The organism is Mycobacterium fragae (genome assembly GCF_002102185.1).
Classification (GTDB): Bacteria; Actinomycetota; Actinomycetes; order Mycobacteriales; family Mycobacteriaceae; genus Mycobacterium; species Mycobacterium fragae.
Map to the genome: position 1 here is coordinate 708,584 of NZ_LQOW01000031.1, position 22,049 is coordinate 730,632.

Here is a 22,049-nt window from a genome sequence, read left to right on the forward strand (position 1 = left end):
TCAATGGCCACTCATCGGGCTGTCCAAGTGTCCGCCGCTGGCGCCACACTGGAGTTAGCCGACGTCGAAACGCCATCCCCGGGCCGTGACGAAGTTCGGATCGCGGTTTCCGCGTGCGGCGTCTGTGGCACCGACCGTGCCTTCGTCCACGGCGGCTTCCCGGACATGTCATGGCCGCTGACTCCTGGCCATGAAATCGCCGGAACCGTCGCCGAAGTCGGTGCCGGCGTCACCGACTTCGCGGTGGGTGACCGCGTCGCGGTCGGTTGGTTCGGCGGGTGCTGCTATCACTGCATCCCGTGCCGCAAAGGCGATTTCATTCATTGCGAGAACATGAAGGTGCCCAGCTGGCAGTATCCCGGCGGCTACGCGGAGTCGGTGACGGTGCCCGCCAGCGCGCTCGCCCGCATCCCGTCCGAGCTGTCCTTCGCCGAAGCCGCGCCGATGGGCTGCGCCGGGGTCACCACCTACAACGCGTTACGCAACACGAAAGCCATGGCCGGTGATCGGGTGGCCGTCCTCGGCATCGGCGGCCTTGGGCATCTCGGTGTCCAGTTCTGCCGGGCGATGGGTTTCGAGACCATCGCGATCGCCCGCGGCACCGACAAAGCTGATGACGCACGCAAGTTGGGCGCGCACCACTACATCGACTCCACCGCCGGTGACGTCAGTGCAGCCATGCGTGCGCTCGGTGGCGTATCGGTTGTCCTTGCCACTGCGGGTAATTCGGACGCCATGGCGGCCACCGTGGGCGGGCTTCTCCCCCGCGGTGAGCTGATCACCATCGGTGTCACACCCGATCCTTTGCCGATCAGCCCGGCACAGCTGATCGGACCCGGCCTGTCCATCACCGGCCACCCGTCGGGCACCGCACGCGAAGTCGAAGAGACCATGCAATTCGCGGTGATGTCGGGCGTGCGCGCATGGATCGAGGAACGACCACTCGCCCAAGCCGCTGACGCGTACGCGGCCATGGAGCAGGGACGCCCGCGTTACCGCGTGGTGATCACCGTCTGAGGTGGCCGGCACCGCGTGGACCCTCAACGCATCCGACGGTGAGTTGCTCGTTCATACCGGGGTCACCGGCAGGGCGGCGCGAATGGGGCATCGCCTCACCATCGCGATGAAGCGCTGGCAGGCCACCGTGAGGTGGTCTGATGGTGAACCCGCGGCGGCGCAGCTGACGGTCGACGTGGACTCGCTGGAAGTTCTGCGCGGCGAAGGTGGCCTCACGCCGTTGTCGGCCCCGGAAAAGACCCTGATCCGGTCAAATGCGTTGCGACAGCTGAACGCCGGCCGCTTTCCCCGGATAAGCTTCGACGCCAACAGCATTGAAAAGAGCGGGGACGGCTATCGTCTGGCCGGGACACTGCAGATCCGCGGAAAGACACGAGCGCAGACAATCGACCTGCGCACCGACGATCTCGGCGATGTCTGGCGGTTGTCCAGTCAGGCCCGCGTTCGCCAATCCGATTTCGGGGTAAACCGATACTCGCTATTGATGGGCTCGTTGAAGGTCGCCGACGACGTCACCGTGTCGTTCACCGCGCAGCGAACCAAGGATTTCGCCGACGAGACGTGATGTCCACTCTTCCGGAATTGCTTGGGTTGACGGCCTTTATTGCGAAACAATCGGGGACGGCTCGATCGAGCCGAACCGCGTAAGGAGCTGCCGATCATGCAACCCGAACCCACGTCCTATCCCGTCCGCGTTCGAGGCGACCTCGATCCTGCGTTGTCGCGCTGGCAATGGCTGATCAAATGGATCCTCGCCATTCCGCACTACATCGTGCTGTTCTTCTTGCACATCGCCGCCTTCGTGGTGACGATCATCGCGTTCTTCGCGATCCTGTTCACCGGCAGATACCCACGTGCACTGTTCGACTTCAGCGTCGGCGTGAAGCGATGGCGTTGGCGTGTCGCGTTTTACGCGCTGCTCGCACTGGGCACCGACAGGTATCCGCCGTTCAGCTTGCAGCCGAAGGACGACTATCCCGCCGACCTGGAGATCGACTACCCGGAGCGGTTGAGCCGCGGTCTTGTGCTGATCAAATGGTGGCTGCTGGCGATCCCGCACTACCTGATCCTTCTCGCCTTCTTCACCGCGGGCTGGCGCGTCCTCATGATGGACCAGGGCAAATTCGTCGGCTACGATCTGCCGCCGCTGATAACGATCCTGCTGGTGATCGCCTTGTTGGGGTTGCTGTTCACCGGGCGCTACCCGAAGGGGTTGTACGACTTCGCGATCGGAATCAACCGCTGGGCGATCAGGGTCCGTGCCTACACCACGTTGATGCGTGACGAATACCCGCCGTTTCGCCTCGACACCGGTCCGCGTGAACCGGGATCCCCGGCGGCGGCCGAAACAGCCTGAGCGCCTTGGGCATCCGCCGCTACGGCGGCGGTGCCCCAGGGTTGGGCGGTGGAACCTGCGGCGGCACCGGTGGTTGCTGCGCGGGATCGTCCTGATGCCCGTGCAGGCGCTCGAGCACTCTGGTCAGGAGCGGATGTGGATTCGGCGGGGGCTCCGGCGGAGGGACCGGTTGCGGGGGCGGTGGCGGCGGTACCGGCTCGGCCGCGGGTGCCGCGGCCGGTGCTGCGGCGCTCACGCCTTGTTGCTCAACGGGTGTCGGTGAGACCTGCGGCTCTTCGATGGGCGTGGGTTCGGGGGCCGGCCGTGCCGCCGGGACCTCGACCGGTGCAGGCGGTAGAGGGGGTGCTTGCGCAATCGGCGGACTCGCCGCTTTGTGCACCGCATGGTGAACCGGTGCGGACGCCTGCTCCGGCATCAGACGCGGGCCCACCGCGAGCGCCAGCGACGCCACGAGCGTGACCGCGCCGGCAACCAGCATCGTCCATGCCCCCGCATGGGAAGGCTGCCGGGATCGCTGGTGCACCACCGGCGTTCGGCCGGTCGTTTCGAGAATGTCGTCGTCGGTGAACTCCGTGCACTGCGCCGCTGCCATTGCCGCGCCGCGTGCCAGGGCCAACTGTGCACCGCTTTGAGTGATCACCGGGACCGGCAGGACCTTTTCCAGCTGCCACGACAGCGAGTCGAGGTCGTTGTCAGCGCCGACGACAACCACGCCGTCCGGCCGCCACGAGCCCCGGTCGAACAGTGCGACCAGCCACTGGCTCAGCCGATCGGCACCACCGGACAGGTGCTTGACGGCGGTCTGCGTGTCGCCGTCACTGCTGTCGACCATCACGACGGTCGTCGACTCGCTGTCCAGAACGCAGACCGCGGCCTTCTCGTAGCCGACTACCGGTGCGATGCCCTGCGCCAGCATGTCGGCGGCCTGCTGCAAGCGGATCGGAACGAGGTTATGGAAGCCGGCGTCGGTGAGCGACTCCTGCAGCAGCGCAGCTTCGGCCGCCGCGTCGTCGCTCCACGTCACCCCGATGACGTGAAGTCGCTGATCGTGGCGAGCCGTGGCGGCTTGTGCGTGCAACACGGCCTCGGTCGCCCGCTGTGAGACTTCGACGGCACGGACCCCGCCGCCGGCGTGAACCTCGAAATCCTCATGGTCCACGATGGTGCCGTCTGCGGCTCGCCCCTCGACCAGAACCCAGCCGACCGCCGTCGACGTCAGCGACAGCCCAAGTACCGTATCCAAATTCGCACCTCAATCAAGCCCCAGCCTCCGATGCGCCGCAGCGAACAGCACCAGGACTTGGGTGGTGGTTCGCGGGCGCCGGACGACCGGAACAGCGTGGTCTTCGTCGGCCTACCGCGGGTGAGCCTACGCGCCCATCGCGACAACGGCTGATCGGGTACCGGCTACAGATATGGCTGCACTTGCGAACTGCAGGCTCAACGACGTTGCCACGGACCGCAGCGCCGCCCGACTATCGCCGGCTCCGCGCAGGTCGGAGCGCCGTTGCAAAATCGAGACACCTTTGCGTCCTAATCGACATATGGTCTACCACAAGGTAAGTTCTGCCAAGAGCCGCGACGGCATACGACAAGGGGCACAGGTATGACACATGTCAGCGAAAAGATGCGGGCTTGGGTGCGGCGGCTAGCGGTCGCCGCGATTGGGGCCGCCGCACTGCCGGGCCTGATCGGCCTGGTGGGTGGAACCGCTACGGCGGGGGCGTTCTCCCGGCCCGGTCTTCCGGTCGAATACCTGCAGGTGCCGTCGGGAGCCATGGGCCGCAACATCAAGGTCCAGTTCCAGCCTGGCGGTAGCAACGCGCCGGCCGTCTACTTGCTCGACGGCCTTCGTGCTCAAGACGACTACAACGGCTGGGACATCAACACCCCTGCGTTCGAGTGGTACTACCAGTCGGGCCTCGCGATCGTCATGCCCGTGGGCGGACAGTCCAGCTTCTACACCGACTGGTACGGTCCGGCCTGCGGCAAGGCCGGTTGCACGACCTATAAGTGGGAAACCTTCCTGACCAGCGAGCTGCCCGGATACCTGGCCTCCAACAAGAGTGTCAAGCCGAACGGCAGCGCCGCGGTGGGCATCTCGATGTCGGGGGCGTCGTCCCTGATTTTGGCCGTCTACCATCCGGGGCAGTTCATCTACGCCGGCTCGCTATCGGCCTTGATGGATCCCTCCCAGGGCATGGGGCCGTCGCTGATCGGCCTGGCGATGGGCGACGCCGGTGGATACAAGCCCGACGCCATGTGGGGCCCGTCGAGCGACCCGGCGTGGCAACGCAACGATCCGTCACTGCACATCCCGGAGCTGGTCGGCAACAACACCCGCCTGTGGATTTACTGCGGTAACGGCACCCCAACCGAGTTGGGCGGCGCCAACATGCCGGCTGAGTTCCTGGAGAACTTCGTGCGCAGCAGCAACATCAAGTTCCAGGATGCATACAACGCGGCGGGCGGGCACAACGCAGTGTTCAACTTCCCGCCCGGCGGAACCCACAGCTGGGAATACTGGGGTGCCCAGCTGAACGCGATGAAGCCTGATCTGCAGGGCGCACTGGGCGCACACGGCTGACAACGACGAACAAGACTGCGCCTGACGGTTGTCCGTCAGGCGCAGTTTTCTGTCCCTTTCCGTACGCGGGTGACGCGCGCACAATCGGAAACGCGAGCACGACAAGAAGGAAAGGTTGACGGCGATGAAGGCCCAGGTTGGTGATTGGCTGGTAGTCAAGGGCACCACAATTGCACAGCCGGACCAGCGTGGATTGATCACCGAGGTGCGTTCGGCGGACGGTTCTCCCCCATACGTGGTGCGCTGGCTGGCCACTAGCCATGAGGCGACGGTGTTTCCCGGCCCCGACGCGCTCGTGGTGACCTCCGAAGAATTGGAGGTTGCCGACGCCCGCGCCCGGTCGCGGACCCGGGCGTAGCAACAGGAGGTTCACCGCAGTTCGTCGGTGATGTTCACCCATCCGGTGGTGTCACCGCGGTGGTTGTTCATGTCGCGGCACTGACCGTAAAGACGCGCGACTCCGTGGTTCGGATGATCGATGTCTTCATAGAAGATCGCGGTGACGCCGTCCTTGGACAGGGTTTTGCCGTTCAAATGCTGGTTGGGCCGTGGGCCCTCATGCCACCCGTGGCCGACCATGGCCGCCGCGATCGCCTGCATGTAGCCGACGGCGCCGCTGCCGGCGGGCACGACGAAGTTCATGTAGACCGCGCCCTGATAGGGCGGGTCGTCGCGGTCCTTGCAGGACATCAGAAGGTAGCCCGCGCTCGGCTGCTGAAGCCGAGCGATGATGACGATGCGTTTGGCTTGCTCGACGACCTCGGCCCTCGTCTGCTCGTCGGTGGCGGTGCGGCTGGGGTGGTCAAGGACGTCGGCCGGCGACGAATGGAGCCGGCCTACCGCCAGAAATGCTCCGCCGAGTAGCAGTGAGACTGCCAATGCGACAGCAAGTAGTGCCCGGGCAGCCGGCGAGCGCAGCGATTCCCCGCGGCCCGGCGACAGTATCAGCCTCCGAGAGCGGCGATGAGTTCCTTGATTTTGGCCGCTTCCTCGTCGGTCGGGACCTCATCGGCCTCGATGGCGTCGAGAAGATCGGCCCGCAGCCCCGCGCCGTTGGCGGTTTCCTGCGCCGACAGCTTGGCGCGCCGGCGAATGACGTATAGCTGCTGGCCCAACGTCGCACCGGGTGCCTCTGCCGCCATGGCCATCAGATCGTCGTAGCGGGTTCGAACTCCGCTCAGTGCGACGATGACCGACGGCGTCGCCCTACCGCGGGACGCGGCCTTGGTGAGCGCCTCCTGCAGTTTTCGGAGGCCGGAGAGAATCACCGCGGCGCGTCCGGAAAACTCTGGGTCGTTGGTGTCCGGCAGGGCGTCGATCGCTGTGGTGAACATCTGCATCGCAGCTTCGACCAGGCTGACGATGACGGGCGCCTCACCGTCATCCGGTCCGTTCTTGGACCGCTTGCTGCTGTGGACGGCATCACTGAACTCGTCGATGATGATCACTCCGTATTGATCGCGGTAAAACCTGATAGAAGACGTCGAAACGCTAGCGCGGATCCAGCGTCGATACAAGTGTTATCGCACATCAGCGGCCCGGCGAACCCACCCCTTGTGCACGTGACTAATGGCGGCCAAAGTGAATATATGACCGACCAGAAATTGATCGAGCACTGGATTCAGGGCTGTGCTGTTCAGCGGATCATGTTCCGTGACGGTCTCGTGCTGAACCTCGAGGACTACAACGAACTCGTCATCTCGGTACCGCTCCGCTTGACTCTGCCCGCCACCGCATCCGCACCGACCGAGGTTGTGACCATCGACCCGAACGCCCCGGCCGTCCAGGAGCGACCGCTCTTCGATTTCTCCGGAGAGACATGCACGGATGTCGTCTGGGACGACACCGGAGATCTGCATCTTGAGTTCTCGGACGGACACCAGATCGACGTCGCGCCCGACGACGAGGTCACCGCGTGGGAGCTGTACGGCAAGTACCACGGCTACGCGGCATGCCTGCCGCACGGCAGGGTGCGGGTGGTCCGCCACGACATGCCCGACGCCGCCGACGATTCCTAGCGCGTCACGCGTAGGGCGTGCTTGGATCAGCCCATGCAAGGGTCGGCGACGGTTCATATGGCGGCACCCGCGGACAAGATCTGGAATCTGATCGCGGATGTCCGTAACACCGGGCGGTTCTCCCCGGAAGTTTTCGACGCGGAGTGGCTCGACGGCGCGACCGGGCCCGCTCTCGGCGCGCGGTTCCGCGGTCATGTGAAGCGAAACGAAATCGGGCCGGTGTACTGGACGACCTGCCGGGTCACCGCATGCGAGCCGGGTCGTGAATTCGGGTTCGCGGTGCTGGTCGGCGACCGCCCGGTGAACAACTGGCATTACCAGCTCACGCCGGCCCGTGACGGCACCGACGTCACCGAATCATTCCGGATGCACTCGTCGGCATTCACCACCTTGTACTACTGGTTGTTCGGTGGCTGGCTGCGGCAGCGGCGCAATATCCGCGACATGACCAAGACGCTGCACCGCATCAAGGATGTGGCCGAGGCGTGAAGTCCGTCTTCATCACCGGCGCCGGCAGTGGAATGGGGCGCGAGGGCGCAAAACTCTTCCACGCCAATGGCTGGCGAGTGGGCGCGGTCGACCGGAACGCGGACGGGCTGGCGTCGCTGACCGAGGAGCTGAGCGGCGAGCGGCTGTGGACCCGCGTCGTCGACGTAACAGACAAAGCCGCGCTCGACGGCGCGCTGGCCGACTTCTGCGCCGGCAATGACGGCGGCGGACTCGACATGATGTGGAACAACGCCGGCATCGGGGAATCCGGCTGGTTCGAAGATGTTCCCTACGAGGCCGCCATGCGCGTCGTCGACATCAACTTCAAGGCGGTGCTCACCGGCGCCTACGCCGCCCTGCCCTACCTCAAGAAATCGCCCGGCAGCTTGATGTTTTCCACCTCGTCGTCGGCGGGCACCTACGGCATGCCGCGGCTGGCGGTGTACTCGGCGACCAAGCACGGGGTGAAGGGGCTGACCGAGGCGCTCAGCGTGGAATGGCGCCGTCACGGGGTGCGCGTCGCCGACGTGCTGCCCGGACTGATCGACACCGCGATCCTCACGTCGACGCCCAACCGCTCTGAGGACGGCCCGCAGCCGGCGTCGGCCGAGGAGGTCGCCGCGAGCGCGCCGAAGAAAGGAATGTTCCGATTGATGCCGGCCAGCAGCGTGGCCGAGACTGCCTGGGCTGCCTACCATCACCCGACCCGGCTGCATTGGTATGTGCCGAAAAGCATTCGCTGGATCGACCGCTTCAAAGGGCTGAGTCCGGAGCTGGTGCGCGGTCGCATCATCAAATCCCTTCCGAGACTGCTGCCGGAGCTGCAGCAGCCATGAGCAAGTGGTCGCGCGCTGAGATCGAGTCGGCTTTCGAACACCACAAACAGGTGGTCGGACAGATCGGCACGAGTTGGGACTGGTCACGGTTCGCCGACGAGTTCACCGAGGACGCCACCTACGTCGAGCACATGTATGGAACCTTTCATGGCCGCGAGAACATCCGGGATTGGATTGTCTCCACGATGAATGTGTTTCCGGGCAGCGAGATGCCGTTTTACCCGACGTCCTGGTATTCCATCGACGAGGACCGCGGCTGGGTGTTCTGCGAGTTTCTCAACCGGATGCGGGATCCGGGCGACGGCAGCATCCACCAGGCGCCCAACCTGTCGATCCTGAAATACGCCGGCGACAACTTGTGGAGTTATGAGGAAGACGCCTACAACCCGATGAACTTCCTGCCGGTGGTCCGCGGGTACGTGCAGCGCTGCCATGTGCTCGGCACCGCCAGCGACGATGCGATCGCGTTCGCGAAACGAATGAACTGGGAACTCGGTTAACAAGTTGGGGGCTTCTCGTGGGCATCGGATTCAGGGAACGGGTGAACTGGCTGACGCTGCACGGTTTCGTCCGCGGCGTCGCGCGGATCGGCGCCCGCCGGGGTGACCTGCAAGGCCGGTTGATCGCCGATCCGGCTGTCCACCAGGATCCGGTGTCCTTCTACGACGAGGTCCGGGCGCGCGGTCCCCTGGTGCGATCCCGTATCGGCCACCTCACCGCCGACCATGGGATCGCGCATGAACTGCTGCGCTCGGAAGACTTCCGGGTACTTTCGATCGGGTCAAACCTACCGGCGCCGCTGCGCTGGCTCGAGCGTCGCACCCGTGACGCGATGCTGCATCCGTTGCGGCCACCGTCGTTGCTGGCGGTGGAGCCGCCGGAGCACACCCGCTACCGAAAGACCGTGTCGTCGGTGTTCACCCCGAGAGCGGTCGCCGCGCTCCGGGACGGCGTCGAGCAGACCGCTCGCACACTGCTCGATCAACTTTCGGCCGAACCCGGTGTGGTCGACATCGTCGAGCGCTACTGCTCGCAGCTGCCGGTGGCGATCATCAGTGACATCTTGGGAGTGCCGGAACGCGATCGGCCACACATTCTGGAGTTCGGCGAACTGGCCGCCCCCAGTTTGGATTTCGGGCTGACGTGGCCGCAGTACCGGCGGGTGCAGCGTGGCATCACCGGATTTACCCACTGGCTTGCTGAGCATCTGGCCCACCTGCGACGCAACCCTGGTGACGACCTGATGAGCCAGATTATCCAGCAGGCCCAAAACGGTTCTGCGGAAACATATTTGGATGAGCTAGAACTTCAGGCAATCGCCGGCCTGGTGTTGGCTGCCGGCTTCGAGACCACCGTCAACCTGCTGGGCAACGGGATTCGCATGCTGCTGGATGCGCCGGAGCATGTACAGACCCTCACTCAGCGACCGCAGCTGTGGCCCAACGCCGTTGAGGAGATCCTCCGGCTGGAGTCGCCGGTTCAGCTGACCGCCCGGATCGCGTTGAACGACACCGAGATCGCAGGTACGCACATCAAGCGAGGTGAGCTGGTGGTGATTTATCTTGCCGCAGCCAATCGTGACCCGGCGGTATTCGCCGACCCGCATCGCTTCGACATCGAACGCGCCAACGCCGGCAGACACCTCGCGTTCTCCGGTGGCCGGCACTTTTGCCTGGGCGCCGCCCTGGCCCGCGCCGAGGGCGAGGTCGGCCTGCGCACCTTCTTCGACCGCTTCCCCGAGGTGCGGTCTGCGGGTGCGGGCAGCCGGCGCGACACCCAGATTCTGCGGGGCTGGTCAACGTTGCCGGTGGCGCTGGGTCCGGCACGGTCGATGGCGGCGCGGTAACCCGCCGAAACGCTTGTCAGGTCACCCGGTCCGGGTCGGCCAGCGGGACGAGAAGGTGCGACGGCGTCGGCCCGCCCTGCTGGAGCCGGTAGCTGCCGCCGACCAGAGCGCGGCGGGCGGGCTTGGTGGGGACCAGATGCGGAAAGTCGTAGGTGGTCAGGGTGAGCCGCAGCCGGTGGTCGGGGGCGATCAACGCGGCGGTCGGAAATATCTCGACGTCGTAGCGGGTCACTTCGCCGGGAACGACGGGCTGCACGGCGGAACGGGTGCTGAAGTGATGCGGGCGCAGAACGGTGCCGTCCGGCAGGTACCACGTAAGGGCCGGGTCCAGCGCGCGATGTGAACCGAGCAGCGCGCCTTGGGTCAATGGGCGGCTGATTCCGTCGGGGGCGACGTCGTCGAGGTGGGCCACCCACAGCGTCTCGGTTGTGTTGGCCGTCGCGTGGACGGTCAGCGTGATCGGTCCGGCAACCAGCGTCGGGGTGGTAAACGGCTCGGTCGTGTACGTCAGCGCCTTGCGCTGCAGGCGACTGTTGTCCGCGTCGTAGCGGATCCGCCTGCCCCGCCGGGTGGTGAAGAAGCTGTTCATCCCGAGGCTCCACTGCTCCAGGCTGCGACCGGCCAGCGGACCTCGTGCCGCGTAATTGAGGGTTGCCTCGCTCTTTTCGCCGGCGCAATCCCGCGTCAACCTGCCCGAGTCGGACAGATACAACCGGGTCGGCGTCGCCGCGGCAAGCGGGTATTCGCGGGCGTGGAACCACTGCGTGCTTCCGATGGCCTGGAACGTGAAGGGCGCTCCGGTTACCGCCGCCATCGGCTCGTCCTTCAGCCAATGGTCGAACCAGCGCAACTGCAGTTCGGCCAGGCGCAGGCCGTCGAAGTCCGATACGTGATACCAGGGGCCCATCAGGAGCCGGACCCGCTCGGATACCGGCTGGCCGGGTTCCATCGGTGCGGCATCCGGCCGCCCGGCCAGCGCGTTCTGCAGCGCCGCGTAGTTCAGCGGCTCCCCGCGCTGGAAGGCGTCGTGCCACCCGCCGACCAGGAAGACCGCAACGCCGTTGGCGGCGACGTCACCAAGGACGTCACCCGGGCGCATCGCATCCCAGAACGGCCCGTCGTAGGCGGTGTCACCGCCGGCCATGGCATCGGCGACCAGCGGCCCGAAGTACCGGCGCTGGTCGCGTCCGCGCTGCCGAACCGCGGCGAACCCGCCGGCCCGAGGGCGCGGATGGCCGCCCCTGGACAGCAGTTCCAGGGTGGGGTTCACGACGTTGAGCAGCCGGTAGATGGCGCTGTACGCCCGGATGGTCCGCAGGTGCGGCACCCCTCCCATGGCGGCGGCATCGCGGTAGAAGTCGCGTGCCGCCATCACCGGGAAGATCGCCTTCAACGGCGAATCCGGGCCGACCGCGGCCGCGGTGAACAGCTGGTTGATGGCCAGGTAGGAGATTCCGAACATCCCGACGCGACCGTTGGCGTTCGGCAGCGCCGAAGCCCACTGGACCAGCTCCACCCCATCCTGTGCCTGCCTGTGCCCGAACATCTCGAAGGAACCGCCGGATGCGCCGGTGCCGCGGACGTCGACCATGACTTCGATGTAGCCGCGCTTGATCAGATACCGCGTGGCACCCCCGCCGATCTGGGCGGCCGGCGGCGGAGCTTTCTTGCCGTACGGGGTCACCGACAGCAGCACGGGGAACGGCCCGGCGGCGGGCTCGCCGGTCTCGGGCACGGTGGGGTAATGAATGTCGGCTCGCAGCTCGACCCCGTCGCTCATCGGCACCGCCACGTTGTGGCGCACCCCGACCCCGTAGGTCGCCGGCCCAGGCGACCAGGACGGCGCCAGCGGTGACGGGCTGACTCGACGAGCCCTTTGGGCCCTTCTGGTCGCGGCTCTGCGTCTCAGTCGCAGCGTCGCCATCACTACCTCCCGTGCGTTGTCGTCTGCGCCGACTCTACGGATGCCTGTCGTTGACACGTGTTCAGCAGCAAGGTTCTATTGACACCCGTGTCGGTTGACGAACAGGTGCTGGGCCTTTGGCGTGCGTTGTCGAATCGGGACTGGGACGGGGTCAAGACGTTCTTGTCCGCGGACTGCATATACCTGGACATGCCGGTCGGGCCGACGGCGGCTGCGCGCGGCCCCGACGACATCGTCAAGCGTCTCAAAATCGGGCTCGAGCCGCTGGCGGGCTATGAGAACCACGACGGCACGCTGGTGTCCAACGGCTCCGATGTCATGTACGAGCACTCGGAGACCTGGAAGTGGCCGACGGGTGAGACCGCGTTACTGCGGTTCGTTTCGGTGCATCGGGTCCAAGACGGCAAAGTGACGCTGTGGAAGGACTATTGGGACATGGGCTCGATGGTCAGCCAGGCGCCGCCGACCTGGTTGGAAGATCTTGCCACAGCCGACACGTCGTGGATTTTCGACGCGACGGGACTGGTCTAGCCGCCGGCCTCGACGAGCGCCTTGAGGCGTTTGAGGGTGTCGGCCGTTGTGCGGCCCACCTGGCGCACGGCGACCCGGTCTGCGATGTAGCCCAGGATCCCGCCGGGCGCTTGATATGACAGCCGGAACGTCACCTTTGTTCGGCCGTCGCCGGCGTCGCGCAGCCGGATCCGGCCCCGCAGGTTGACGCCGGTGATGCCGACCCACGCCACGTCGCGCAGGTCGTCGAATTCGACCACCTCGATCAGACCGCCGACCGGCACGGAGCCGATCTTCCAGTGCACGGTGTAGCGCGCCCCGACGCCGGCACGTTGCTCGCTGGCGTTTTCCCAGCGCTCCAGGCTGGTCATGAACTCCGGGTAGCAGTCGGGATCGCTGACGATCTTCCAGACGGCGTCGCGGTCGGCGTCGATCACACAGCGACGTTCGACGCGCATCAGCCGATCACCGGGAATCGACGCTCGGCGGCGAGCCGGTCGACCCCGCCCTGCAGGCTGGCCATCACCTTGTCGTGGACCGCCTGATCATCGCCGTCGACCTCGATGGGCTCTTGCACCTCGATGGCGATCTTGGCGGGCAGCGGGAGATGTCCGGCCAGGTCGCTGATGTTCAGGCCCCACGGCAAGGCCAGCGAAATCGGAATGCTCTTGAGCCGCAGCAGCCTATCCGTCATCAGCAGTTTGGCCAGCCATTGCCCGCGGCTGATGAACAGCGCGCTCTCCTGGCCGCCGACGCTCGCGACCGGCACGATCGGCACGCCGGCCTCGCGCGCCAGCCGCACGTACCCCATGCGGCCGCCGAAGTCGACCGTGTGACGTTCCCACGACGGGCGGAAGACCTCATAGTCCCCGCCGGGATAGACCAGCAGCGCTGCGCCGGATTCCAATGCCAGCCGGGCGTTTTCGTGGTTGGCGGCGACGGTGCCGAACTTGCGCAGCCATCCCAGCGGCGGCGCCGAGACGACGAGGTTGTGGGCCAGCTGGTAGAAGGGCCGCTCGACGCCGAAGTAGGAGCAGAACGCGAGCGTAAACACGAACGTGTCGGGCGGCACGTTGCCGCCGCTGTGGTTACCGACAAGCAGGATCGGGCCATCGGCTGGAATCCGGTCCAGCCCCCGCACGTCGGCCCGGAAGTACAGCGACGCCAGCAGCCACGTTCCGGGCAGCTGGTCGCGGATGTAGTCGGGATCCCGCTGGTCGAGGTCGGCTTTGGGAACCCGCGACACGACTTGGTCGCGGGCCCATTCCAAGACATCCCCCACGCTCGCCATAACCGCCCTCTATACCCCGTGTCAGCTGGCGTCAAACATGGTAGATACGAGCGGCGTTGTCGTGCGCGATGAGGTCGGCCACCCGGATCGCGTCGGCTTCGCTCCACTCGTCGTCGGCCACAAAGCTGCTGAGTACCTGCCGGATACCGTTGCGCCACAACGTCGCACCGAGAAAGTGAAGCTCCGCGGGGCCGAACCCGTCCGACGAGTAGACGATCTTACGGAACGGCGCCAGCTCCAACAGCCGGGCGATGAACCCCGGAGCCCGCGCCCCGAGATGATTGACGGACAGGCCGCCGTCCACATACACGTTGTTGAACGCCTGGGCCAGATAGCCGGCTTCCCGTTCATAGGGGTAGCAGTGCAGGAGCACGACCGGGGTATCCCCGGACTGCCGCAGGAAGTCGAGTAGATACAGCGGATTTGCCTTGTGCAGATCGCAGTCGCGGTCACCGAGGCCCACGTGAAATTGCAAGGGTTTGCCCAGCCGCACTGCCTGGTGCAGCCCGAAGCGCAGCAGCACCCGGTCGCGTAATCGCACGCCGCCGCTGTCACGCCATCGGTCGGCGGCCGCGGCGACCTCCGCCGCTGACGGCTCGCTCAGGTCACCGTCGAATCCGCCGCGGTAGGCGAGGATGGATTTGGTGCCCACTGCCGTCGCTGCGCGGCGGTGCAGGATTTCCTCGAAGGCCGACGCGTAGTCGCCCGGGGTGTTCGCGGCCTGTTCGGCGACCTGCTCGAGCCGAACCACCTCGAGAGCCCGGCCCCCTGACATGTCGGCAAGCTGCGCCGTGTCGGCGACGTCATGATCGAGCCCGGTGTCCACCAGCCAGTCGCTGACACCGGCGGCGGGTAGAAAGATGCGGCCCAGCTCGATTTCGGTGAGCTCACTGCGGCGTCCCCAATAGTCCTCAGGCGAAGCATGTTTCGGCAATCCGAGCAACGGCGCGCAGTGGGCGCGCACGGCGAATCCGAGTTGCGAGTCGAACGCGGTGTCGAAGTCGGCGAGCGGTTCGGTGTTGGCCTCGTTGAGGCTGTTCTCGAACCGCTGCCGGTCTCCCTTCGTCAGCCAGCAACCGTGGACATGCTGGTCGATCAGCTGCACCCCGGCGATATGGCTTGCCAGAGCCGAGCCGACGGGCGGCATTGTCATACGCTCCAGGCCATCCGGAACTTGTCCGCCAGCTGCTCGCGTTTGAGGTCGGAGTATTGCTCGTGCTCGAGGCGACGCACGGCGACCACCACGTCGACGACAGGATCGCCGAGTATGCGCCGTAGTCGCTCCGAATTATCAAGTGCGGCAATAGCTTCGGCTTGGGTACCGGCCAGCAGTGTGCAGCCGGCGCGGCCGCGCTCCGAAGCGGCCGTCGAGGCCGGGTCCACGGTGGTTTCCGGAGGCAGCGCGGCATGCTGCTTGATCCCGTCCAGCGCCAGGCCGAGGATGGTCGCCGAGGCGAAGTATGGGTTCGCGGATGCGTCTACAACTTTCACTTCGACGTTTCCCCCGTAGGGGTTACTCGGGCCACCGTGTACGAATCGCACTGCCGCCTCGCGGTTCTCGGTCCCCCAGCATGCGTAGGCTCCAGCCCAGTTGCCCGCTCGCAGTCGCAGGGCCGACACGATTGACCCGCACAGAATGCCTCGGGCCTCCGGCAGGCCGAGCAGCAGCCCGGCCACAGCGCTCTCGCCGTCGGCCGTCATGCCTTGTGCGCCTGGTCCATCGGAGAACAGCGGCTCTTCCGACCTGCTCAGTGAAAGATGCTGGTGGGCACCGGATCCGGCGCTGCCGACGAACGGCATCGGCGACAGGCTGACCCGCAGGCCGTAACGGCGGGCGACACGGCCGATGATGATCCGGGTCAGCACCAGCTGGTCCGCGGCTGCGACCGGTGCCTGCGGCGTCAACGAGATCTCGAACTGGTTGGCTCCGTACTCGGGGTGGAACTGCTCGATTCCTACCCCGGCGGAGGTGGCGCTGGCGAGGACGTCACGAACGAATGCCTCGTGTTCGAGGACGCCGGCCAAGCCGTACTGCGCCCACAGCTTGGACGGCAGCCGGCCCCCGTCGGGATTGACCAGGACGAACTCGATTTCGTGGCCGATCACCGCCGAGATGCCGTGATCGGCAAGCCCGGCCTCGATGCGGCTCAGCGTGCCGCGGCTGCACTCGGGAACGGGTGTGCCGTCCTGCTCGAAAAAGCTGCCCGGCGCCCAGGCCAGTCCGTCGCCGATGATGCGCAACGCGGAAAGGTCGATGCGGATCCGCTGATCGCCGACGACGCCGATGTGATCGGTGAACGCGATGCCGCTCTGATCGATGGCGAAGGCATGCCAGACCGGGCTGGCACCCAGACCCGGCTCCGCGAACGTGTTGGTCCGCCGGATCGGCACGGCCTTGGCCAATATCAGCCCGGCCGGGTTGACCACCGTACCGATGACCGCGTCCACCCCCTCGCCCTCCAGCTGAGCGATCGCCGCGGCGGCAAGCGGGGTGGTGCTCACGCGTGTTGGATCATGTCCGGCTGGGCAAGGTCAACTTGCAGGATTGGCCGATATCCAAAGTGCGCAGCACCCGTCCCATGCCCAGCCACAGCGCGCACGAGATGGCGAGGTCGGCGAGCAGCTCCTCGGAGAAGTGTTCCGCGCATCGGGCCCAGAAGTCTTCGTCGTCGCGCAGCACTGTGTGCTCGGTGGCGAATCGGTAGGCGAATTCGGCGGCCAGACGCTCCTGTTCGCTGTACCCCGGCCAGGTGCGCCACTCCAACGCGTGGTCGTACAGTTCCTCGTCCACGCCTGCCGCCGGCCCATCGGCGTCGCGGGTGTTGACGCACACCTCGCATTCGTTGTTGTGGGCGATGACGGTACGCGCCAACTCGCGAGTACGCAGCGGCAGCCGGTTACGGGTGTAGACGGCGTTGCTGAGCCCACCGAGCGCAGCACCGAGTTCAGGGGATTTCAGGATCCAGCCGGCCAGGTCGTCGTCAGGGAATGTTCCGATTCGGCTCATGGCGAGATGGTACGCCCGGCGTTGCCACCGGAAGCTTTTCGGTCACAACATCCGCCAAGTGTCGCCGATCCTCATGCCAATCACGTTGCACGACAAGCCGATGGACGATCCGATCCAGCGCCGCTTCGACCTGGGCCCGGTCGGGCCGTCCCTTGAAGCTGGGCGACCGCGTCAGCTTGTCCACGATCCACTCACGGATCAGCGAGGTCACGAAGTCCACTTGGCGGATACCGGACGGGGTAAGCCACAGCCGGTCGATGGCGCGCATCGCGTAACCGCCGCGGACCAGCCGCTCGAAGACGGGCTCGAGAACTTCGTACGGCACCCCCAGCTGCTCGCCGATGTCGGTGAGCCGGGCGACCCCGAACACCCGCTGATAGCGGTGAATTCGCAGCAGAGCCCACAGCGCGGCGACGTCGAGGCGGCAATCGGGCCGCATGGCGATGCTGCGCAGTCGCATACCGGGTTCGCCCCGCAGTAGGCGCCCGATCGCGATCTCCAAAAGCTCGTCGGACGACTGAGTCGTCGGCATCCCGAATCCCTCACCGAGGTCGGAGGCGTTTCGGCCGATATCCCGTAGCGGCACCTCACGAAGAAGCAGCGCCAGCACGAGTCCGACCAGCGCGACGGGAACCGCCCAGAGGAAGACCTGGGTGAGCGACGCCGAATAGGCCCCCACGATCGGGGCCGCCAGGTCAGGCGGCAGCCGATGCAATGCCCCCGGCGAATTGGCGGCCGCCGCCGGCGCACCGCTTGCCGCTATCGCCGGACCGATCCGGCTGTGCAGGAAGTTGGTGAACAGCGAACCGAATATGGCCGCGCCGAACGAGCTGCCGATCGTGCGGAAGAACGTCACCCCCGAGGTAGCGACGCCGAGGTCCTCGTAGCTCGATGTGTTCTGCACGATGAGGATGAGCACCTGCATGCACAACCCGATGCCGGCGCCGAGGATCAACAGGTAAAGCGATTGCAGCACAGCGGATGTCGACGGGCCCATCCGCGACATCAGCAAAAATGCGAGCGCCATCACCACCGTCCCGGTGACCGGGAAGACCTTGTACCGGCCGGTGCGGCCGACCAGCACGCCACTGCCCATCGAGGTGGTCAGCATGCCGGCCACCATCGGCAGCGTGCGCAGTCCCGACGTCGTCGCCGAAACCCCGTCGACGAATTGCATGTAGGTCGGCAGGAAGGTCAACGCGCCCAACATGGCGAACCCGACCACGAAGGACAGCACACAACACACTGTGAACACCGGGCTGCCGAAGAGCCGGGTCGGCAGGATCGGCGCGGGCACCCGGCTCTCCACCCAGACGAAGACGCCGAGCGCCAGCGCGGAGCCGACGAACAGCCCGACGATCATCGCCGATCCCCACGGGTAGGTGGTGCCGCCCCAGCTGGTGGCCAATGTCAGCCCGGCGGCCCCTAAACCGACGAACAGGATGCCGGTGTAGTCGATGACCGGTCTTGTGCGGGCGGCCAGCGCCGGGATCGCCGCGGCCGCAACGAAAAAGACCGCGACGCCGACCGGCACGTTGATCCAGAAGGCCCAGCGCCAGGTGAGGTGGTCGGTGAAGTAGCCGCCCAGCAGCGGCCCGATCACCGTGGTCACCCCGAACACCGCGCCCAAGGCGCCCTGATAGCGGCCGCGCTCGCGCAACGGGATGACTTCACCGATCAATGCGGTGGCCGTGACGGTGATGGCGCCGCCCCCGACGCCCTGCAGCGCCCGCGATGCCACCAGCATGATCATCGACTGCGCCACCCCGCACAGCACCGACCCGGCCAGAAAGAACACGACGGCCGCCTGGAACACCAACTTGCGGCCGAACAGATCACCGAGCCTGCCGACCAGAGCGGTGATGATGGTCGAGGCCAACAGATAACTGGTGACCACCCACGACTGATGGCCCGCTCCACCCAGGTCGGCGACGATCGTCGGCAGCGCGGTCGCGACGATTGTCTGGTCCAATGCCGCCAGCAGCATTCCCAGCATGATCGCGACGAAGATGAAATTGCGTCGCTGCGGACTGATCAGCGTGCTGGTGGACTCGGTGTCGGCGACGGCAGCCGGCGGGGCGCTCGGCACGCGGCGGGTCAGGTCGTCGGCGGTCGGGCGACGCACTGCGCGGCATAGAGCTGCTCGCCCAGCTTGTCCATCAGCTCCAGCTGCGTTTGCAGGTAGTCGATGTGGTCTTCCTCGTCGGCCACGATCTTCTCGAAAATGTTGGCGCTGGTCGTGTCGTGCTTCTCCCGGCACAGGATGATCGCCGGTTTGAGACGGTCGACCACCTCGAATTCCAGGGCCAGATCGCTCTCGAACTGCTCGCGCAGCGTTTGCCCGACGCGCAATGACCCGATGCGCTGATAGTTGGGCAATCCGTCCAGCAGCAGAATCCGGTCGGTGACCATTTCCGCATGCCGCATCTCATCGAACGACTCTTCGCGGGTGCGTTTCGCCAGCTCGGTGAACCCCCAGTTCTCCTGCATCTTGGAATGCAGAAAGTATTGATTGATCGCGGTGAGCTCACTGGTCAGCTGCTCGTTCAGCAGGCGCAAAACATCGGGATCACCTTGCATGATCGCTCCTTGTTGAGGGCTGGCAGGTGTCGGGCTGCATCAGGCTGTTGCCGGTGGGTTGGGCTGGAACGCCACCGAGCCGTGACAAGCTCGAATCTAGTCCAGGAGCCGACGATCGGCGTGGTGTTTGGTGCAGTATCGGCGCGTCGCCCGGCGAGCAGGCCGGTCCGGTCACCGGTTAGTTAGGTTAGACTCGGCTAACCGACTTAGGTTAGACTCTACTAACATGCGACCCGTTGAGTCGTCGGAGACCGGCCTGGCAGAGGTTCGTTGATGTACGTATGCCTGTGTGTTGGCGCCACCAGCCAAACGGTGTCCGACGCCGTCGCGAGCGGGGCGTCCACCTCCAAGGAGGTCGCGGCGGCGTGCGGAGCCGGCGCTGACTGCGGACGTTGCCGGCGCACGCTCCGGGCCATCATCGCTTCGGCCAACCAGTTCGAAGCCAGCGCTTCGCGCTAAAGCATTCAGCTCCCTCGCCGACTGGTGAAATTCGCCAGCGCATCGGCATTGGCTTGCCCGCCCATCAGCTCCGCGAAATGCGCGTTTTCGCGGGCAGTTGCCTCCGCGATCTCGGGAAGGATCGGCTCGACGATGGTGTGCTTGACCGCCATCAGGCTCGAAATCGGCCGCGAGGCAAGGATTTCGGCGTGGCGCCGCGCCTCCGGCAGCAGATCCGACGGCTCGCACACCTTCCAGACCAGGCCCATCCGCAGGGCCTCGGCGGCGTCCACCCACTCCGAGGACATCAGGAGCCAGGCGGCGTTCTGCCGGCCCACCAATTGCGGCAGCAGAAATGACGACGCCGCTTCCGGTGCGACGCCCAGGCTGGTGAACGGGCATTTCAGCCGGGCCGTCGACGACATGAACGCCAGGTCCGCATAGCCGAGGATGGTTGCCCCGATCCCTACCCCGACGCCGTTTACCGCGCAGATCAGCGGCTTTGGAAACCGGCTCAGCGCCTCGATCATCGTGGTGAAGTGCGATCCCTGGTTCGCCAATTGCGGATCGCTGATGCGCTGCTGCATTTCCTTGAGGTCGTTACCCGCGCTGAAGGCGCGGCCGGCGCCGGTCAGCAACACGACGGACACCTCGGGGTTGTCGGCCGCGGCGATCAGTGCGGCGGTAGTGGCCTCGTAGAGCGCTTCGTTGAAGGCGTTGAGCGCTTCGGGCCGGTTCAAGGTCAGGGTCCGCACCCTGTTGTCGTCTTGGAGCTGCAGTATCACGGGCGGCTTCACCTCTCGAACGCAGAGAACGGAGTTTTGAGTACGTAGCGGCTGGTGGGCACGGTGTCGATGTTCTCGTTGGCGCCGAACGCCGATGTGCTGGCGACCATTCTGCTCAGCCGGTGCTGCAGGTCGTCGTCGTCGGCGGCTCCGAAGAAGGCCTTCAGGTCGGTGATCGCCTCGGCCGGGAACAATTCCTCGACAATGCCGGCCAGGGCCGGCGCATCCGGCGTGAGCGCGCGCACCACCGCGTTTTGGGTGTAGCCGAAGATGGATTGCGTCTCGATCGCGACCGTGGTGTGGTCGCCCTGCCAACGATTCAGCCAGCTCGCGTAATCCAGCGTCTCCGGTCGGCGCAGCAGCGCGATGTTCGCCAAACCCGTTGTCCTGCTGCCGAGTTCGAGCGGCGCCGGCACCGGAACCGACTCGGTGACCAGGTATGCGGCCAGCTGGTCGCACTCGGTCTTGAGCAGGTCGAGCGCGGCCGCGATCTGGTCGCCATAGCATTGCTGGGTCCACAGGCTCACCACGGCGGCAACGGGCGGGTCGAGCGTGGTCAGCGTCATCAGGGAATGACGCACCGCATCGTCGCGCACATTGACGGCCAGACCGGGCACACCGAGCCGGAGGATGGCGTCGGCGACCGGCCCGCGCTGGCGGGCACACCAGTCGTCGTCGCGGTCTGCGGCCTGCAGCAGAGCGATGACCTTCTCCATCGCTACCCTTCCCGCGCCCACCGGGGCAGGATGAACACGCCCTCGGCCTCGACGGTGACGCCCTCATCGTCGGCGAGATGACCGGCGGCGAAGGTTTTCACCCCGTCGGTGCGGGTGGTCGTCGCCTCGGCATGCAGGCGGCCCAGCCGGGTGGCTCGCAGGTAGCGGAGGGTGATGGTTCCGGTGAAGCGGGGATTCACGCCGTCGCTGGCGGCCTCGCCCAGCAGGTGATCGAGAACCAGGGCGGCGACTCCGCCGTGCACGTGTCCCGGCGGTCCCTCGTAGGCGGCGCCGAGATGGAAATCGCAGTACGACTTCCCCGACGCGTCGCGGCGGATCACCAACGGCGGGGCAATCGGGTTGCGGATACCGATGACGGGATTGCCCCAGGCCATCCGCTCACCGGTGGCGAGGTAGCGGACACCGAACGTCCCGTCGAGTTGCCGGCTGCGCAACCGCGCCGTGGCGGAGTCGATCTCGGCCTTGGCCGCGGCGACTGCTTCGGCGTCGGCTTGGGTTCGGACCGTGGCGTCGACCAATTCGCGGACCGACTGGGCCAGCGGTTCGTAGACGGCTCGAAGTCGTTCGATGTCCTCGGCGCTGAGGTTCTCCAGCGTGAAGTCCAGCATGCCTGAAACTAGAACACGT

Annotated in this window: 26 protein-coding genes; 12 read left to right on the top strand and 14 right to left on the bottom strand. The window is 66.1% G+C overall.

Annotated elements, in window-relative coordinates; genetic code table 11:
- The first annotated feature begins 3 nt into the window (after positions 1-3).
- The 3 genes from AWC06_RS21725 to AWC06_RS21735 all read left to right on the top strand — a co-directional run bounded on the left by AWC06_RS21725 (position 4) and on the right by AWC06_RS21735 (position 2,374).
- The gene (locus AWC06_RS21725; RefSeq protein WP_085200007.1) at positions 4-1,017 is read left to right on the top strand and encodes an alcohol dehydrogenase catalytic domain-containing protein; all 1,014 of its coding nucleotides are present in this window, start codon (positions 4-6) and stop codon (positions 1,015-1,017) included.
- A 1-nt stretch (position 1,018) separates the two neighbouring features.
- The gene (locus tag AWC06_RS21730) at positions 1,019-1,582 is read left to right on the top strand and encodes a YceI family protein (RefSeq protein ID WP_085200008.1); all 564 of its coding nucleotides are present in this window, start codon (positions 1,019-1,021) and stop codon (positions 1,580-1,582) included.
- A 96-nt stretch (positions 1,583-1,678) separates the two neighbouring features.
- Positions 1,679-2,374, top strand: a complete 696-nt coding sequence (locus AWC06_RS21735) for a DUF4389 domain-containing protein (RefSeq protein ID WP_085200120.1) — start codon at positions 1,679-1,681, stop codon at positions 2,372-2,374.
- A gap of 19 nt (positions 2,375-2,393) precedes the next feature.
- Here the strand turns inward: AWC06_RS21735 and AWC06_RS21740 are convergent, their stop codons facing one another.
- Positions 2,394-3,617, bottom strand: coding sequence for a DUF7159 family protein (locus tag AWC06_RS21740; RefSeq protein ID WP_085200009.1), 1,224 nt, complete (start codon positions 3,615-3,617; stop codon positions 2,394-2,396).
- Between the two features lie 363 nt (positions 3,618-3,980).
- On the opposite strand from AWC06_RS21740, the gene ag85B reads away from it, so the two are divergent.
- Positions 3,981-4,961 (top strand): diacylglycerol acyltransferase/mycolyltransferase Ag85B, encoded by a 981-nt coding sequence (ag85B, locus tag AWC06_RS21745; protein WP_085200010.1) that lies wholly within the window; start codon positions 3,981-3,983, stop codon positions 4,959-4,961.
- 124 nt (positions 4,962-5,085) lie between these two features.
- Positions 5,086-5,319 (top strand): DUF1918 domain-containing protein, encoded by a 234-nt coding sequence (locus AWC06_RS21750; RefSeq protein ID WP_085200011.1) that lies wholly within the window; start codon positions 5,086-5,088, stop codon positions 5,317-5,319.
- A gap of 11 nt (positions 5,320-5,330) precedes the next feature.
- Here AWC06_RS21750 and AWC06_RS21755 read toward each other — a convergent pair whose 3' ends face one another.
- Together AWC06_RS21755 and AWC06_RS21760 are read right to left on the bottom strand one after the other, a co-directional pair.
- The gene (locus tag AWC06_RS21755) at positions 5,331-5,840 is read right to left on the bottom strand and encodes a hypothetical protein (RefSeq protein ID WP_227371192.1); all 510 of its coding nucleotides are present in this window, start codon (positions 5,838-5,840) and stop codon (positions 5,331-5,333) included.
- A 65-nt stretch (positions 5,841-5,905) separates the two neighbouring features.
- Positions 5,906-6,295 carry a hypothetical protein gene (locus tag AWC06_RS21760; RefSeq protein WP_085200121.1) on the bottom strand — a complete coding sequence of 130 codons (390 nt, stop codon included), beginning with the start codon at positions 6,293-6,295 and terminating at the stop codon, positions 5,906-5,908.
- Between the two features lie 255 nt (positions 6,296-6,550).
- Between AWC06_RS21760 and AWC06_RS21765 the strand changes: the two genes are divergently transcribed.
- Genes AWC06_RS21765 through AWC06_RS21785 form a run of 5 tightly spaced genes read left to right on the top strand, consistent with a single transcriptional unit; the run spans position 6,551 to position 10,150 of the window.
- The gene (locus AWC06_RS21765) at positions 6,551-6,979 is read left to right on the top strand and encodes a DUF6188 family protein (RefSeq protein WP_085200013.1); all 429 of its coding nucleotides are present in this window, start codon (positions 6,551-6,553) and stop codon (positions 6,977-6,979) included.
- A gap of 33 nt (positions 6,980-7,012) precedes the next feature.
- A complete protein-coding gene (locus AWC06_RS21770; protein ID WP_139820169.1) occupies positions 7,013-7,468 on the top strand; it encodes an SRPBCC family protein in 456 nt (151 codons plus the stop codon).
- Positions 7,465-8,304, top strand: coding sequence for an SDR family oxidoreductase (locus AWC06_RS21775; RefSeq protein ID WP_085200015.1), 840 nt, complete (start codon positions 7,465-7,467; stop codon positions 8,302-8,304). The genes AWC06_RS21770 and AWC06_RS21775 overlap by 4 nt, the downstream gene beginning before the upstream one ends.
- Positions 8,301-8,804 carry a nuclear transport factor 2-like protein gene (locus AWC06_RS21780; RefSeq protein ID WP_085200016.1) on the top strand — a complete coding sequence of 168 codons (504 nt, stop codon included), beginning with the start codon at positions 8,301-8,303 and terminating at the stop codon, positions 8,802-8,804. The genes AWC06_RS21775 and AWC06_RS21780 overlap by 4 nt, the downstream gene beginning before the upstream one ends.
- A 41-nt stretch (positions 8,805-8,845) precedes the next feature.
- Positions 8,846-10,150 carry a cytochrome P450 gene (locus AWC06_RS21785; protein ID WP_372458200.1) on the top strand — a complete coding sequence of 435 codons (1,305 nt, stop codon included), beginning with the start codon at positions 8,846-8,848 and terminating at the stop codon, positions 10,148-10,150.
- A gap of 16 nt (positions 10,151-10,166) precedes the next feature.
- Here the strand turns inward: AWC06_RS21785 and AWC06_RS21790 are convergent, their stop codons facing one another.
- The gene (locus AWC06_RS21790; protein WP_227371191.1) at positions 10,167-11,930 is read right to left on the bottom strand and encodes a CocE/NonD family hydrolase; all 1,764 of its coding nucleotides are present in this window, start codon (positions 11,928-11,930) and stop codon (positions 10,167-10,169) included.
- Positions 11,931-12,161: 231 nt separating this feature from the next.
- On the opposite strand from AWC06_RS21790, the gene AWC06_RS21795 reads away from it, so the two are divergent.
- The gene (locus tag AWC06_RS21795) at positions 12,162-12,605 is read left to right on the top strand and encodes a nuclear transport factor 2 family protein (RefSeq protein ID WP_085200123.1); all 444 of its coding nucleotides are present in this window, start codon (positions 12,162-12,164) and stop codon (positions 12,603-12,605) included.
- On the opposite strand, the gene AWC06_RS21800 is transcribed toward AWC06_RS21795, so the two are convergent.
- From AWC06_RS21800 to bfr, 7 genes are read right to left on the bottom strand one after another with little or no spacing between them, the layout of a single operon-like run.
- The gene (locus AWC06_RS21800) at positions 12,602-13,042 is read right to left on the bottom strand and encodes an SRPBCC family protein (RefSeq protein WP_085200018.1); all 441 of its coding nucleotides are present in this window, start codon (positions 13,040-13,042) and stop codon (positions 12,602-12,604) included. The two genes, AWC06_RS21795 and AWC06_RS21800, sit on opposite strands and share 4 nt — an antisense overlap.
- Positions 13,042-13,875, bottom strand: a complete 834-nt coding sequence (locus AWC06_RS21805) for a lysophospholipid acyltransferase family protein (protein ID WP_085200019.1) — start codon at positions 13,873-13,875, stop codon at positions 13,042-13,044. The genes AWC06_RS21800 and AWC06_RS21805 overlap by 1 nt, the downstream gene beginning before the upstream one ends.
- Positions 13,876-13,906: 31 nt before the next feature.
- Positions 13,907-15,022 (bottom strand): amidohydrolase family protein, encoded by a 1,116-nt coding sequence (locus AWC06_RS21810; RefSeq protein ID WP_139820188.1) that lies wholly within the window; start codon positions 15,020-15,022, stop codon positions 13,907-13,909.
- Between the two features lie 2 nt (positions 15,023-15,024).
- A complete protein-coding gene (locus tag AWC06_RS21815) occupies positions 15,025-16,377 on the bottom strand; it encodes a type I glutamate--ammonia ligase (RefSeq protein WP_085200021.1) in 1,353 nt (450 codons plus the stop codon).
- 10 nt (positions 16,378-16,387) lie between these two features.
- Positions 16,388-16,882 carry a carboxymuconolactone decarboxylase family protein gene (locus AWC06_RS21820; protein WP_085200022.1) on the bottom strand — a complete coding sequence of 165 codons (495 nt, stop codon included), beginning with the start codon at positions 16,880-16,882 and terminating at the stop codon, positions 16,388-16,390.
- Entirely contained in the window at positions 16,857-18,971 is a 2,115-nt protein-coding gene (locus tag AWC06_RS21825) for an MDR family MFS transporter (protein ID WP_085200124.1), read from the bottom strand. The genes AWC06_RS21820 and AWC06_RS21825 overlap by 26 nt, the downstream gene beginning before the upstream one ends.
- An 8-nt stretch (positions 18,972-18,979) precedes the next feature.
- Positions 18,980-19,462: a bacterioferritin gene (gene bfr / locus AWC06_RS21830; protein WP_085200023.1), complete on the bottom strand. Its 483-nt coding sequence runs from the start codon at positions 19,460-19,462 to the stop codon at positions 18,980-18,982.
- Between the two features lie 273 nt (positions 19,463-19,735).
- On the opposite strand from bfr, the gene AWC06_RS21835 reads away from it, so the two are divergent.
- Positions 19,736-19,921: a (2Fe-2S)-binding protein gene (locus tag AWC06_RS21835; protein WP_085200024.1), complete on the top strand. Its 186-nt coding sequence runs from the start codon at positions 19,736-19,738 to the stop codon at positions 19,919-19,921.
- Between the two features lie 5 nt (positions 19,922-19,926).
- Here the strand turns inward: AWC06_RS21835 and AWC06_RS21840 are convergent, their stop codons facing one another.
- From AWC06_RS21840 to AWC06_RS21850, 3 genes are read right to left on the bottom strand one after another with little or no spacing between them, the layout of a single operon-like run.
- Complete coding sequence (locus AWC06_RS21840) at positions 19,927-20,685, bottom strand: enoyl-CoA hydratase/isomerase family protein (protein ID WP_085200125.1); 759 nt, start codon at positions 20,683-20,685, stop codon at positions 19,927-19,929.
- Positions 20,686-20,693: 8 nt separating this feature from the next.
- Positions 20,694-21,401 carry a hypothetical protein gene (locus tag AWC06_RS21845; protein WP_085200025.1) on the bottom strand — a complete coding sequence of 236 codons (708 nt, stop codon included), beginning with the start codon at positions 21,399-21,401 and terminating at the stop codon, positions 20,694-20,696.
- Positions 21,402-21,403: 2 nt separating this feature from the next.
- On the bottom strand, positions 21,404-22,030 hold the full coding sequence (locus AWC06_RS21850; protein WP_085200026.1) for a PaaI family thioesterase: 627 nt from the start codon (positions 22,028-22,030) through the stop codon (positions 21,404-21,406).
- Positions 22,031-22,049: the final 19 nt, after the last annotated feature.